Source organism: Vreelandella gomseomensis (genome assembly GCF_031451645.1).
Classification (GTDB): Bacteria; Pseudomonadota; Gammaproteobacteria; order Pseudomonadales; family Halomonadaceae; genus Vreelandella; species Vreelandella gomseomensis.
In genome coordinates, this window is sequence record NZ_JARWAI010000005.1 from 42991 (window position 1) to 56933 (window position 13943).

Here is a 13943-nt window from a genome sequence, read left to right on the forward strand (position 1 = left end):
AGGGATGGCAAGGAATCTGACTTCAACGCACGACGGGCATATACTTTAATGAGTTTTTGCCAAAAGGATGATAACAATGCGCTTTGCCACGAAATCAACCATTGCCCTGGGCTGTCTTAACTTGCTGCCGTTTGCTTCGGTCAACGCCGACGATGCCGTGGTGGTGTCGTCCAAGATCGACACGGAAGGCTCGGTATTGGGTGAGCTGATCATGCAAACGCTGGAGCGCCATGATATTCCCACCGAAGACCGGCTGCAGCTAGGCGGCACCAGCGTGGTGCGTAGCGCGCTGGAAGCCGGAGAAATAGACCTTTATCCCGAATATACCGGTAACGGGGCCTTTTTCTTCGACATGGCCGACAGCGACGTGTGGAAGGATGCCGAACAAGCCTACGAGACCGTCCGCGAGCGCGATGCCGAGCAGGGCCTGGTCTGGTTGACCCCCGCCAGCGCCAACAACACCTGGGCGATGAGCGTGCGTCGCGATGTGGCCGACGCGCATGACCTTGAAACGCTTGACGACCTTGCCGCTTACCTTGAGGACGGCGGCGAGTTCAAGTTTGCCGCAAGCGCCGAGTTCGTCGAGTCCGCGCAGGCGTTGCCCGCCTTTCAGCAGGCCTACGGGTTCGAGCTGAGTGAAGATCAGTTGCTGGTTCTTTCCGGCGGCAATACCGCAGCGACGATGCGCGCGGCAGCGGAACAGACCAGCGGTGTCAATGCGGCGATGACTTACGGTACCGACGGCGGGCTGAATGCCCTGGGGCTGGTCGTGCTTGAGGACTCAAGGGGCGTTCAGCCTGTCTATCAACCGGCACCGGTGGTGCGTGAAAGCGTGCTGGCAACCTATCCGGATATCGACGGGCTTCTCGAGGAGGTCTTCAACACCCTGGATCTCGAGACGCTGCAAAAGCTCAATGCCGATGTGGCAGTGAACGGCATGTCACCCAATAAGGTCGCCGGCGATTACCTCGATAGCCTGGATAACGACTGAGCATGTCGTTATTGGATGCACTGCCTACCCCGCAGGTGTCTTGGCGGCAGTGGCGGCCGAATCGCGTCCTGTTTGTCCTTTTCAGTGCCATGCTGGCGGCTGTCTGGCTTCTGGATGTGGTCAGTGTCGCCCCCAACCGGATTGTCAGCGGGGAAGGGGTCGGGCTGATCGAGGCCATGGGTTGGATGGGGGCTTCGTTGGTAAGTGCGATGATACTCACCCTCCTGGCGTTGTCGCTTCAGCCCAGCCGACAAGGCTATCAGGTCGTTCTGGTCGGTGTATCGCTGCTGCTGCTGTTGCTGCCCGTTGGCCTAATGGTCGCCAGCCACAGGCTGATCAGCAGTGATACGCCCATGGCACGCCTCAATATGGGCATGGCCTATTGGCTGATGCTCTCGCTGCTGTTGCTTGGCTGGATCGAGCTGCGGCTACGCCTGGCGCTGTCACGGCGACGCTTACTACTGATGCTGGCGGGCGTGACGGTTGTCTGGGGGCTGTGCGTCATGCTGGGGCTCGAATCGCTTGCCCTGGGGCAAGAGTTTCGCGCCCGGGACGACGAGTTCTGGCGTGCCCTGCATCAGCATGTCACCCTTGTCAGTGCATCAGTGGCCATTAGTATCGTGCTGGGGCTCTCGCTGACCATGCTGATGCGACGCTATACAAGATGCCAGAAAATTGCCTTTGGCGTGCTCAACTTCCTGCAAACCATCCCCAGTATTGCCCTGTTTGGCCTGATGCTGGGCCCCTTGGCGTGGCTTGCCGCAAAGTGGCCGCTGCTGTCACAGTTAGGTGTCAGCGGGATTGGCTGGGCCCCGGCCTTGCTCGCGCTGGTCGCCTACAGCCTGCTGCCGATGGTGCGCAATACCTATATTGCACTCGAGCAGGTGAGCCCGGAAACCCTGGAAGCGGCGCGGGGCATGGGGATGCGCAACCGCCAGCGTTTCATCCAGGTTCGCTTGCCACTGGCGCTGCCGGTGCTGCTCGAAGGAATCCGCATCACCACCGTTCAGGCGATCGGCCTGACCGCTGTCGCCGCCTTGATCGGGGCGGGTGGTCTGGGAGCGTTTATCTTTCAGGGCCTGGGGCAGGCGGCCATGGACATGGTATTGCTGGGGGCGTTGCCGATTCTGATACTGGCGCTCATTGCCGACGCCGGTCTCGGTGCCCTGGCGGATATTCTGCGGCCTAACGATAGCGTGCAGTCTGGAGACTCCCCATGATCGAACTTGCCCACGTGACCAAACGGTTCGGTGACGTTGCGGCAGTGGATGACATTTCGCTGCATATTCCAAAAGGCAACTTTTGTGCGCTGGTGGGCACCTCGGGCTGTGGTAAATCGACGACGCTGCGCATGATCAATCGGCTTATCGAGCACAGCGACGGTGACATCATCCTCGACGGCCAGCCGGTGGCCGCCTACGACCCGGTCAAGCTGCGTCGGCGTATCGGCTACGTCATTCAACATACAGGGCTGTTTCCGCACTGGACCGTGGCGCGCAATATTGGCCTGGTGCCGCGCCTGCTTAAATGGTCGTCGGCGGATATTCAGGCCAAGGTCGAGGAGCTGATGACGCTGTTGGGACTTCCGGTGGGCGAGTTTGCTACCAAATACCCTCACCAGCTTTCGGGCGGCCAGGCGCAGCGCGTTGGCGTGGCCCGGGCGCTGGCCGCCGACCCGGATATTCTGTTGATGGACGAGCCTTTCGGCGCGTTGGACCCTATCACCCGGGAAAAGCTCCAGGATGAGCTTTCCAGGCTACAGGCCCGGCTGCATAAAACCGTGGTGTTCGTGACCCACGACATGGATGAAGCGCTGAGGCTGGCGGACCACCTCGTGGTGATGCGCGACGGACGCATCGTTCAGCAGGGCTCGCCCCTTTCGCTTCTGCAGCACCCCAACGATTCGTTCGTCGAGTCGTTGCTCGGTGGCCTCGAGCGTGGGCTCAAGCAGGCGGCACTGACGCGGATCAAAGACCATATGTCCCCCATGGGGCCAACGCTTCCTGCCCACTCGCGTATCCCGGCTGCTTTCTCGCTGCGACAGGCGCTTTCCATGATGCTCCGTGATCACACCGATCGTCTTACCGTGGTGGATCAGCACGATGTGCCCGTGGGCGAGCTGACGCTGCGCAAGATCGTCAAGGAAGCCCAGCCCGAACAAGGAAAAGTGCGTGAGTCCTAGCGCCGTGCGTCGCTCCCTTGCATCGCGGGGTGCCAGCCGCGCGATATGGCCAGCAACATGGTTTGTACTCTTGATGCTATGCGTATGGGGTTTCCCCTACGCCGACGGTTTGCTGCGGGTGCTCGAACCCGACGCCAACCAGGTGGTTTACCAGCGGGCGAGTCTGGCCTCGCTATTGCTAAAGCATCTCTTCGTGGTCAGCGTGGCCGCCGTGGTGACCATCGTGGGGGGCGTTCTCGCGGCTATTGCGGTGACCCGCGAATGGGGCCGCGACTTTTTACCCATGGTCGCGCAGGTGGCCTCGCTGGGGCAGACCTTTCCACCGGTGGCCGTGCTTGCGCTGGCGGTACCGGCGCTAGGCTTTGGCACCTTGCCGATCATTGTCGCGCTGGTGCTGTATGGCATGCTTCCCATCGTGCGTAACACCCTGGGCGGGCTGCAGGATGTCGATAAAGACATCAAAAGCGCGGCCACCGCCATGGGCATGACGCCCTGGCAAGTGCTCCGTCAGGTAGAGCTGCCGCTTGCAGCGCCGATAATTCTGGCGGGCATACGCACTTCCATCACCATCAATATTTCGACGGCCGCCATCGGCGCGACGGTGGGGGCGCGCAATCTGGGCGACCCCATCATCGCCGGCATCGTGAACGGCAATATGGCATATATCATCCAGGGGGCACTGACGATTGCGCTGCTGGCGCTGACCGTCGACAGTCTGTTCGAGCGGCTTCAGGAACGTCTGCGCTCGCGTCTGTTTACATCTTAAGTCGAATGCCTAATGTGTCCCGGCTGCGTTACTGTCGCAGGTGTTGCGTTGACCATTGCCAGATAAATCCACTGGCATAAAAGGTCATCACCGACAACACTGCCCTCAAAAGGGGTACGACAAGGACAATAATGATGACACAGCAATCGCACCAGCCTGTTTTTCTGACAGGTGATGAATTCTCGATCCCTACCTTTAGTTTGTTAAGCCCCGAGGGCGAGCTCTACAGCGAGGCGGATGCGCCGCACCTGGAACATGACCATGCCCGGCGTATCTACCACGCCATGCTGGCCACGCGTATCCTCGATGAACGCATGCTGGCGGCCCAGCGGCAGGGGCGGCTGAGTTTCTACATGCAGTGCACCGGTGAAGAAGCCGCCGTCGTGGGCGCGACTGCCGCACTCGACGATGCCGACATGATCATGGCCCAGTACCGTGAACAGGGCGCGTTGATGTACCGGGGGTTCTCCATCGACGAGTTCATGAATCAGCTGTTCGGCAACGAGCTGGATTACGGCAAGGGCCGGCAGATGCCGATTCATTATGGCTCGCGCAAGCTCCACTACATGACGATCTCATCGCCGCTCGCCACCCAGATTCCTCAGGCCACTGGCTATGCCTACGGCCAGAAAATGGCCGGAGACGGCCACTGCACGCTGACTTTCTTTGGCGAGGGCGCCGCGTCGGAAGGCGATTTTCACGCGGCGCTCAATATGGCCTCGGTGCATCAGGTGCCGGTGATTTTCTTCTGCCGCAACAACGGCTACGCGATTTCGACCCCGGCGGTTGAGCAATTTGCCGCCGACGGCATTGCGCCGCGGGCGTTTGGCTATCATATGCATGTCATTCGGGTCGACGGCAACGACGTGCTGGCGGTCTATGAAGCCACCCGTCAGGCACGCAAGTTAGCGGTAGAGCATAATCAACCGGTACTCATTGAAGCCATGACCTATCGGCTGGCTGCGCACTCTTCCTCCGATGACCCGTCAGGCTATCGTTCCAAAAATGAGGAAGAAGCCTGGCGCATCAAGGATCCGCTGTTGCGCATGCAGAAGTGGTTGCTGGCCAAAGGCTGGTGGAGCGAGGACGAGGAAACCCGCGAGCAGGAAAGCCTGCGTCGCGACGTGCTGGATACCATGAAGCGCGCTGAAAAACGCTCGCCACCGCCGCTCGATTCCTTGATCAGCGATGTCTATGCGGATGTCACGCCGGCACTGCAGCGTCAATTCGATCAGCTCAAGCAGCATATTCGCCGTTACCCGGAAGCCTATCCCCGAGGCGCCAAGTCGTTGGACCTTGGCGTAAGCACGGACAGCGACTCACAAAGGGAGGCGTAACATGGCTACAATGAATATGCTCCAGGCGATCAATAACGCCCTCGACATTGCCATGGCGGAAGACGAGAAAGTCATCTGCTTTGGGGAAGACGTGGGGATCTTTGGCGGTGTCTTTCGTGCCACGAGCCATCTCCAGGAAAAATACGGCAAAGCCCGCTGTTTCAATACGCCGCTGGTTGAGCAGGGCATCATTGGCTTTGCCAACGGCCTGGCGGCTCAAGGTTCGGTACCTGTCGCTGAAATTCAGTTCGCCGACTATATTTTTCCCGCCTTCGACCAGATCGTAAATGAGACCGCCAAATTCCGGTATCGCTCGGGCGATCTGTTCAACGTCGGCGGTCTGACCATCCGCACTCCCTATGGCGGCGGTATCTCCGGCGGGCTTTATCACTCGCAATCCCCCGAGGCGTATTTCACCCACACGCCGGGACTGAAAGTCGTCGTGCCGCGTAATCCCTATCAGGCCAAGGGCTTGTTGCTGGCGGCGATTCGCGATCCCGATCCGGTGCTGTTTCTCGAACCCAAGCGGCTTTACCGCGCGGCAGTGGGTGAGGTGCCGGAAGACGATTACCAGCTACCCATTGGCGACGCCGAGATCATCAAGGAAGGTAGCGACGTTACCCTGGTGGGTTGGGGCGCGCAGATGGAAGTGATCGGCAAGGCGGTGGAGCTGGCGGAAGAACAGGGCATCAACTGTGAGGTGATCGACCTGCGTTCGCTGCTGCCCTGGGACGCCGATACGGTGGCTGAATCGGTATTCAAGACCGGCCGCCTGGTGGTCAGCCATGAAGCACCGCTGACCGGTGGCTTTGCCGGTGAAATCGCCGCGACGATACAGGAACGTTGTTTTCTCTACCTGGAATCGCCCATTGCACGGGTGACCGGGCTGGATACGCCTTTCCCGCTGGTGCTGGAAAAAGAGTATCTGCCCGATCATCTCAAAATCTTTGAAGCGATTCGCGAAAGCGTCAATTTCTAGCGGCGTATAACGCCCAAGCACGCACGGGGAGAAGAACAATGAGCGATTTTATGCTGCCGGATATCGGCGAAGGCATTGTCGAGTGTGAAGTGGTCGAGTGGCGCGTCGTGGAAGGCGATCGCATCGAGGAAGATCAGCCCATTGTCGAGGTGATGACCGACAAGGCGCTGGTAGAAATTACCGCCCCTGAAGCGGGGGTGGTGACCAAGCTGTATGTCGAGCAGGGGCAGATTGCCAAAGTGCACGCGCCGCTTTACGCCTACCAGGCCGAAGGCGAAGCGACCAGCGAAGCAGGCGAAACCAGCGCCTCGCGGGAGGGTGGCGGCGATTCACAGGCCGCTCGCGCCTCCGGCACCGAAACAACCGCGGCGCCGTCGGAGGTAACGTCGCCAGCACCAGCGTCCGCAAAAGGGCAAGGTAAAGTGCCCGCCAGCCCCGCCGTGAGAAGGCTGGTGCGCGAGCATCACCTTAACCTGACGGATATTGACGGCAGCGGCAAAGACGGCCGGATACTCAAGGAAGACGTTCTGGCACACCTTGATCAGCCTGCCGAGGTGGGCCAGCAGACACCGAGAATCGAGGGGGCCAAGGTAGGCGAGAATGTGCCCAGGGTTGAGCCGCTACGCGGCATGCGGGCGGTCATGGCCAAGCGCATGGTGGAGGCGGCGACCACCATTCCGCATTTTCACTACGGCGACGAGATCGACGTGACGGCACTGCTGGCAATGCGCGAGCGCCTGAAGCCCTTGGCCGAGGCCCAGGGCGAGCGTTTAACCTTGATGCCGTTTTTCATGAAGGCCATGGCGCTGGCTGTGGCGGAGCAGCCAATCGTCAACGCGCAGCTGAATAAGGCCGGCGATGAGCTGCATTACTACCCGCAGTGCAATATTGGCATGGCGGTGGATAGCAAGGCGGGGTTGATGGTGCCCAATGTTAAAGGCGTCGAACGCCTGACGCTGTTGGAGATTGCCCGGGAAGTCGGCCGCTTGACCAACGCCGCTCGCGAGGGACGGGTCGATCAGTCCGATCTCAAGGGTGGCACCATCAGTATTTCCAATATCGGCGCGCTGGGTGGCACTTACGCCGCGCCCATCATCAATGCGCCGGAAGCGGCCATCGTCGCCATTGGCAAAACCCAGTGGCTGCCCCGCTTTGATGAACGGGGCGACGTGCAGCGTCGCGCGATCATGACCATCACCTGGGCGGGAGACCACCGGTTTATCGATGGCGGCACCATCGCGCGGTTCTGCAACGCCTGGAAAGCGTTCCTCGAAGCCCCGGAGACCATGCTTCTCCATCTAGGCTAACGCAGGCAACCTATGGCCCAGGCACCGCTTCAGCAGTTCTATATCCCCGAAGAACAGTCGGTCTATCTGCTGAGCCATCACGATGCCCGAAAACTCAAGGACTGGGTGGCGCTGTGCCAGGCGCAGCTCGCCCAGCTTGGCTATCAGGACATCGAATTGATCGGCAAGGGGGCCTACGGATTCGTGTTCGCCGGCAGCGCGCCAGCGGTGGGTGGCGACACCCGCGGCCCGGGGCCGAACGTGCATTATGTGTTTAAATTTTCCCGTATTACCTTGCCGACCCATCTGCAGGAGCGTCTTGAAGAAGAGGCGTTCATGCTCGATCAGGTCGCGCATCCGCGTATCCCCAAGCTGATCACCTACCAGCGGTCCCGCGGGCAGTCCATTTTGGTCATGGAACGCGCGCCCGGCTGGAATCTGGAGCAGATCTCTCTCAGGGAAGGGCGATTGTCGCCCCGCCTGATCATGCGCATTGCCGCTCAGCTTGCGGATATCCTCACCGCCCTGCGCTGCGAGTCGGGCCCCCAGGCGCGGCCGGTGGTGCACGGCGATATCAAGCCCTCCAACCTGGTGTTCGATCCGAACCATGAATCCATCGCGCTGATCGACTGGGGCTCGGCGGTGTTTGCCCAGCTCGATGCCCAGCTGCAGTTCGTCGGCGCTAACGTGATGGAGCTGATGTCGGATAATCTTCAGCAAACCAACGCCCGCCTGGGCGATGTGTACTTTATCGGCGAGGAACAGCTGAACGGCGCGCTTTCCTCGCCGCGGTTCGATGAGCAGGGCGTGGCGGGCACGCTTTATGCACTGGCCTCGGCGCAATCCTGCCGTTTTGGCCACCGTGCGATTCCGGCCAGTTCGTTGGGGTTGCCCATGGAGTTTGCGCGCACCCTCGACGGCATGCTGGATCCCGACCCGCACTTGCGCCGCCGGGCCGGTGACTACTTCCTACAGGCGATGCCGCGCATGGCCAAGGTCGTGATGCTTGATCTGCCCGGCCACGCTCAATCACCGCTGGTGCCGGTGTGGGTTCGTCCTGCCGAGCAGGAAATCGATACGGTGGTGTACAGTTCGCGCAAGGCCTTCCTGCGCGAAGCCAATGCGCCCGAGACCCTGAACGACGTCAACGATGTGCAACTCGACCGTTACTACAAGCAGTTCATGCAGGGCATGGGCGAGACGGAAAAGGCCTTTCTGGCGTCGGTGAGTCGACTCGGTAAGTATCCCGTAGTGGGCGGCCTGGCCGTGCGCTGGGAGCGGGAAGGGGTGTACATCGACTCCTCCCTGAACCTGCACGACCCGTTGCTCAAGCCCGCCTTTATCGAAGCGGTCAACAATATGGTGCACCTGGCGCGGGCGATCCATCGTCAGGGCGTCTTCAAAAGCTGTCTGTTCAACGCCCGCCAAACGCTGCACCTTGAGCGTCGTTCCGCCGAGGCGTCGTTTTACTGCGCTCCCGGCATGGCCATCAGCTATGAAATGAGCGCCGTTCCAGAGCTCGAGGATCGCACCCGGCAACACAGCTATTTTGAAGACGGCCCCGACCCCGAGGAGCTGCTGGCCCTGCCGGATTCGATCATGCAGGTGCTGCAGCAGCTTAACGAGATTCACCACACCGGCATGATCATTTTTGAAGCGCTTCCCGAACATCTCAAGATCCATAGCTACTACCGCCTGCTAGACCCTTCCCGGGAGCAGGAATTTCGCCGTTTGCTGGCACAGATGCTGGCCTCGGTATGCGAGATCGAAGGGCTGGGGGTGTCGGGCTTCATGAAAATGCCTTACAAGGACACGCGTTACTTCACCCATCTTGAACGGCAGCCCGAGCGCTACTATCCCCGCGACCCGCGGGAACACATCAGGCAATCACGCCAGTAGGCGCCATCTTGCGTGAGTTCACTGGGCAAACTCACGCCACGCGGCATAGGTGCTGAGAAACACGCGCCCGGTGAGGGCGTCAAGAAAGTCGCTTTTCTTGAGCTGGTCCATCACCGGCCCTTTGACTTCGGCAAGGTGCAGCTTGACGCTTGAATCCTTGAGGCGGGCATTGATGGCATCCAGGCTTTCCAGCGCCGAGGCGTCGATCAGGTTGACCGCCGAGCAGATCAGCACCACGTGCTCGAGTTCGGGGCGGCTGGCCACCAGGTTGTACAGCGTATCTTCCAGGTAGCGCGCATTGGCAAAGTAAAGGCTTTCATCGATCCGCAGGAGCGCCACGCGGCTGACGGTTTCGACATCGTGACGTTCGACGTTGCGAAAATGCTCGGTCTCAGGCACTCGGCCGACCAGCGCGCTATGCGGACGGCTGGTGCGGTAAAGATAAAGCGCAATCGACAGGGTGACCCCCCCCAGGATGCCTGCCTCTATTCCCTCGACGAGCGTGAGCACGATGGTCAACGCCATGGCCGAGAAATCGCTGCGCGAGTAGCGCCACGTCTGGCGCAGCATGGGGATATCCACCAGGGTGAGGATAGATACCGTGATGGTGGCCGCCAGGGTGGCAATCGGCAGGTAATAAAGCCAGCCGGTAAAGGCCATGGTGACCAGCGCAATCCCCAGTGCGGCAAAGGCGCCTGCCGCCGGCGTTTGCGCTCCCGCATCGTAATTGATCACGGTGCGCGAAAGACCGCCGGTGACCGGCATGCCATGGGATACGGCGGCCGCCAGGTTGGTAGCGCCCAGGCCAATCAGTTCCTGGTTGGGTGAAATACGCTGACGGCGTTTCGCCGCCAGCATTTGCCCCATGGAAACAGACTCCACAAAACCGACCAGGCTGATAAGCAAGGCGGGGATGAACAGCGCCCGCCATAACGAGGCGTCCGCCCAGGGCAGGCTAAAAGCAGGCAGCCCGGCGGGAACATCGCCCACGACGTTGACACCCTGGTCGGCGAGCCCCCAATGCCAAGTAGTCAGGGTCGTGGCTACCACTGCGATCACCGGCCCTGCCTTGGCGACCAGGTCAGCGATGCTGCTGGGCAGCCCCAGCCGCCGCAACGTCGATTTGCCATGCCGGCGCAGCCAGACCAGAAACGCCAGCGTACCGACGCCTAGCATACAGGTAGGCAGGTTGGCAGCGGACAGGTTGGGAACGAGTGACACCAGGCGCTCGACGAGCGTAAATCCGCTGCTCTCGATGCCCAGCAGGCTGCCGAGCTGGCTGACGGCAATCAGAATCCCCGAGGCGGTTAAAAAGCCGGATATGACCGGATGGCTCAGGAAATTGCTGAAAAAGCCCATTTTCAGCAGCCCCATGGCCACCAGCATGAGCCCGGAAAGCAGCGACAGCACGAGGGCCGCTTGCAGATAAGTTTCTGAGCCGGGAGCGGCCACCGAGGAAAGGGCGGCTCCGGTCATCAGGGCAATGATGGCCACCGGGCCGACGGCCAGGGTGCGGCTGGTGCCAAACAGGGTGTACACCAGCTGCGGCAGGATACTGGCGTACAATCCCACCACTGCGGGCAGTCCAGCGAGGAGCGCGTAGGCGAGCGACTGCGGGATTACCATGACGGTGACAATCAGGCCTGCAAGTAAATCCGCGCCGAGTAACCGTTTATGGTAGTAAGGCAGCCAGGACAGGATAGGCAAATAGCGCTTTAGCATGGGCTCCCGTGGCGATTCGCCGTCAATCAGCAGGTCGATGAGCTAGGGCAATGGCCTAACACGAACGCAAGTCATTATATTAACGTGTTATAAGCAAAATTACGGCACCTGACACTGATTTCATCTGTTCTCATGGTCTTCTCCCAAAGTGTTACTTATTTAACGCTAATGAACGGGTAAGCTAACCTTGAGCCTGATCAATGGCTTGGGAGCTTTTTATCACGTCAATAACAAGAGTAATGATGATGCGTGTCCTTCGATGGTTAGTTCCCGTAGTGCTGCTGGCACTTGCCGGGTGGCTGGTGTCCTACAGCACGCTGGGAGGGTATATCGCAATTGGCCTGGCGGCGCTGGCGGGCGCGCTGTGTGTCTTGAACCCGTGGTGGTCGCTTTACCAGGCTGATCAGCAGCAGCTCGAGGGCAGGCGCACAGGCCTTCGTCTGATGGCGGACTATGCCTCACTGAGGGCCATGGCGTTCCGGCTGATGCGTCGCGCCAGCAGCACCGCCATCGCCTCGGCTGAAGTCTCTCACTATGCCGACCTGATGGATCAGCGCCTGAGCAAGCAGGAGAAGATGGCCCGCGATTCGTCGGCGAGCATGGGCGCGATCAACACGGCCATCATGCAGGTCAGCGCCAGTGCTTCCCAGGTGGCCGCGCTTGCGGAAAGCGCGCGGGAATCCAGTCACCATAACCAGGCAGCCCTGACCGACATCATCAACGAGATGAGCGAGGTGTCTGCGCAATCCCAGCAGTCGCTCGAGATGCTGACCGCGCTCAACGACAAGATCGAGCGCGTGCGTAACGTCACGTCGATGATCGAGGACATCGCCGAGCAGACGCACCTGCTGTCGCTCAATGCGTCCATCGAGGCCGCTCGTGCGGGTGAACACGGGCGCGGGTTTGCCGTGGTGGCGGGCGAGGTGCGTAATCTGGCGCACAAGACCTCGACGGCGACCCAAAGCGTCGATGAGCTGGTCAAGGACATGCACCAGAGCGGTCAGAATGTGGTGTCCTCAATGGGCATCCTGATGAGCCGTATCAGCCATCGTTCGACAGATATGCAGCAAGTAGGCGAGAGTCTTGGCACCATCACCCAGGAGTTCGACCAGGTACAAAGCGAAATCAGTAGCGTCGCCCAGGCCATCGACAACACCCGGGAGCATAGCCAGACCGTTGCCGACACCTTGGATCAGCTGGAAGCCGACGTGGATGAGGGCAATCGCGACATGCACGATCTGGCCAACCAGGCGCGCGCCCTGATGGACGCGGCCGAAGGCGTCGACGGTGAGCTGGCGCAGCAGCGGCTCAACGGCCGTCATCAGCAGGTGTTTCATGCGGCGCGGCAAACGGCGGATCGGATCGGCAAGCTGTTTGAAAGCGCGCTCAAGAGAGGCGAGCTGAGCGAGGCCGCGCTATTTCAGCCCGACTATCAGCAGGTTCCCGATACCCGCCCGCCGCTTTACCGAACGTCCTTTGACGGTTTCACCGACAAGTACCTGCCCGACCTCCAGGAACCGCTGCTGACGCGGTTCGATCTGGGCTATGCGATCACCTGTGATCGGAAAGGCTACGTGCCGACGCATAATAAGGCCGTCAGCCGCCCGCCCACCGGTGATTACGATCACGATCTAAAATTCTGCCGCAGCAAACGCATCTTCGATGATCCCACCGGGCGTCGCTGCGGTGCCCACGAAAAGCCCTTGCTGCTGCAAACCTACAAGCGCGATACCGGCGAAATCATGCATGACCTGTCCGTCCCCATCTATATCAATGGTCGGCACTGGGGTGGCTTCCGTATCGGCTATCAGCCCGAGCGAGAAGCGTCGCCAGAACCGCTGCCGGACGATCAGGCAGCGCTGTCGCTACCCGGCGGCCAACTGGCGAGGACGTGACTGCCAGGCCGACCAGGAGTAAAGCGCAAGCCCTGTCCAGATCATCACGAAGGTGGTCAGCTGAATGGGGCTTAGCGGCTCGTTGAACACCGTCAGGGCAATCAGAAACTGGATGCTTGGGTTGATGTACATCAAGAACCCCAGCGTGGCGAGACGCAGACGCCGTGCGGCACCCGCAAAGGCCATGAGGGGCAGGGCGGTGATAACGCCACTGGCCACCAGCAAGGCCGTTGTTTGCGTATCGCCCAGGAAGTGCGAGGCGCCATACCAGCTGAAGCCTGCCAGCGCGATCAGCGCTATCGGAAATAGCAGCAGGGTTTCCACGAAGAGCCCGGAAAGACCATCAAGTGGCACCTGTTTCCTGAACAGCCCGTAGCTGCCGAAACTCAATGCCAGCGCCAGGCTTATCCATGGCAACTCTCCCAACATGAAAAACTGGATGGCAATGGCAAGGCTGGCCAACCCTAGCGCCACCAGCTGCAGCCGCGCCATGACTTCGCGTAACACCAGCATGCCCAGCGCTATGTTCACCAGCGGCGTCAAGAAATAGCCTAAACTGGCCTGCAGTACCTGTTGGGTTTCCACCGCATAAATGTACAACCCCCAGTTGAAGCCAATCAGCACGGCGCAGGCCAACACACGGCCAAGACGCCTGGGCTCCACCAGCGCGGCGACGACCGGTGGCCAACGCCGTAACAGGCTGATCAGGCCTACCAGAAACAGGCACGACCAGAGAATACGGTGAACAAGCACCTCGATGGCGGGGACGCCATCAAACAGTGCAAAAAAAAGCGGAAAACAGCCCCACATGATGTAGGCCGTCAAACCAAAGCCTACCCCTTTGACGGCTTCTGGATCGCGTGGTGAAGTAGGAAGCATGGCAGCC

Annotated in this window: 11 protein-coding genes; 9 read left to right on the forward strand and 2 right to left on the reverse strand. The window is 60.4% G+C overall.

What is annotated here, in order from left to right; all coding sequences use genetic code 11:
• Positions 1-76: 76 nt before the first annotated feature.
• The 8 genes from osmF (at position 77) to QC815_RS07675 (ending at position 9440) form a co-directional block, all read left to right on the forward strand.
• Positions 77-991: a glycine betaine ABC transporter substrate-binding protein OsmF gene (osmF, locus tag QC815_RS07640; RefSeq protein WP_309767907.1), complete on the forward strand. Its 915-nt coding sequence runs from the start codon at positions 77-79 to the stop codon at positions 989-991.
• A gap of 2 nt (positions 992-993) precedes the next feature.
• Positions 994-2211 (forward strand): ABC transporter permease, encoded by a 1218-nt coding sequence (locus QC815_RS07645; protein ID WP_309767910.1) that lies wholly within the window; start codon positions 994-996, stop codon positions 2209-2211.
• Positions 2208-3173, forward strand: a complete 966-nt coding sequence (locus QC815_RS07650; RefSeq protein ID WP_309767912.1) for an ABC transporter ATP-binding protein — start codon at positions 2208-2210, stop codon at positions 3171-3173. The genes QC815_RS07645 and QC815_RS07650 overlap by 4 nt, the downstream gene beginning before the upstream one ends.
• A complete protein-coding gene (locus QC815_RS07655; RefSeq protein WP_309767914.1) occupies positions 3163-3939 on the forward strand; it encodes an ABC transporter permease in 777 nt (258 codons plus the stop codon). Before QC815_RS07650 ends, QC815_RS07655 begins: the two co-directional genes overlap by 11 nt.
• 134 nt (positions 3940-4073) lie before the next feature.
• The gene (locus tag QC815_RS07660; RefSeq protein ID WP_230448144.1) at positions 4074-5276 is read left to right on the forward strand and encodes a thiamine pyrophosphate-dependent dehydrogenase E1 component subunit alpha; all 1203 of its coding nucleotides are present in this window, start codon (positions 4074-4076) and stop codon (positions 5274-5276) included.
• Between the two features lies 1 nt (position 5277).
• Positions 5278-6255: an alpha-ketoacid dehydrogenase subunit beta gene (locus QC815_RS07665; protein ID WP_230448143.1), complete on the forward strand. Its 978-nt coding sequence runs from the start codon at positions 5278-5280 to the stop codon at positions 6253-6255.
• A 38-nt stretch (positions 6256-6293) separates the two neighbouring features.
• A complete protein-coding gene (locus QC815_RS07670) occupies positions 6294-7562 on the forward strand; it encodes a 2-oxo acid dehydrogenase subunit E2 (protein ID WP_230448142.1) in 1269 nt (422 codons plus the stop codon).
• Positions 7563-7574: 12 nt separating this feature from the next.
• Positions 7575-9440 carry a protein kinase domain-containing protein gene (locus tag QC815_RS07675; RefSeq protein WP_230448141.1) on the forward strand — a complete coding sequence of 622 codons (1866 nt, stop codon included), beginning with the start codon at positions 7575-7577 and terminating at the stop codon, positions 9438-9440.
• 18 nt (positions 9441-9458) lie between these two features.
• Here QC815_RS07675 and QC815_RS07680 read toward each other — a convergent pair whose 3' ends face one another.
• On the reverse strand, positions 9459-11162 hold the full coding sequence (locus QC815_RS07680) for a SulP family inorganic anion transporter (RefSeq protein ID WP_230448140.1): 1704 nt from the start codon (positions 11160-11162) through the stop codon (positions 9459-9461).
• Between the two features lie 245 nt (positions 11163-11407).
• Between QC815_RS07680 and QC815_RS07685 the strand changes: the two genes are divergently transcribed.
• The gene (locus QC815_RS07685; protein ID WP_230448139.1) at positions 11408-13057 is read left to right on the forward strand and encodes a methyl-accepting chemotaxis protein; all 1650 of its coding nucleotides are present in this window, start codon (positions 11408-11410) and stop codon (positions 13055-13057) included.
• Here the strand turns inward: QC815_RS07685 and rarD are convergent.
• Positions 13028-13936: an EamA family transporter RarD gene (rarD, locus tag QC815_RS07690; RefSeq protein WP_230448138.1), complete on the reverse strand. Its 909-nt coding sequence runs from the start codon at positions 13934-13936 to the stop codon at positions 13028-13030. The genes QC815_RS07685 and rarD overlap by 30 nt on opposite strands.
• Positions 13937-13943: the final 7 nt, after the last annotated feature.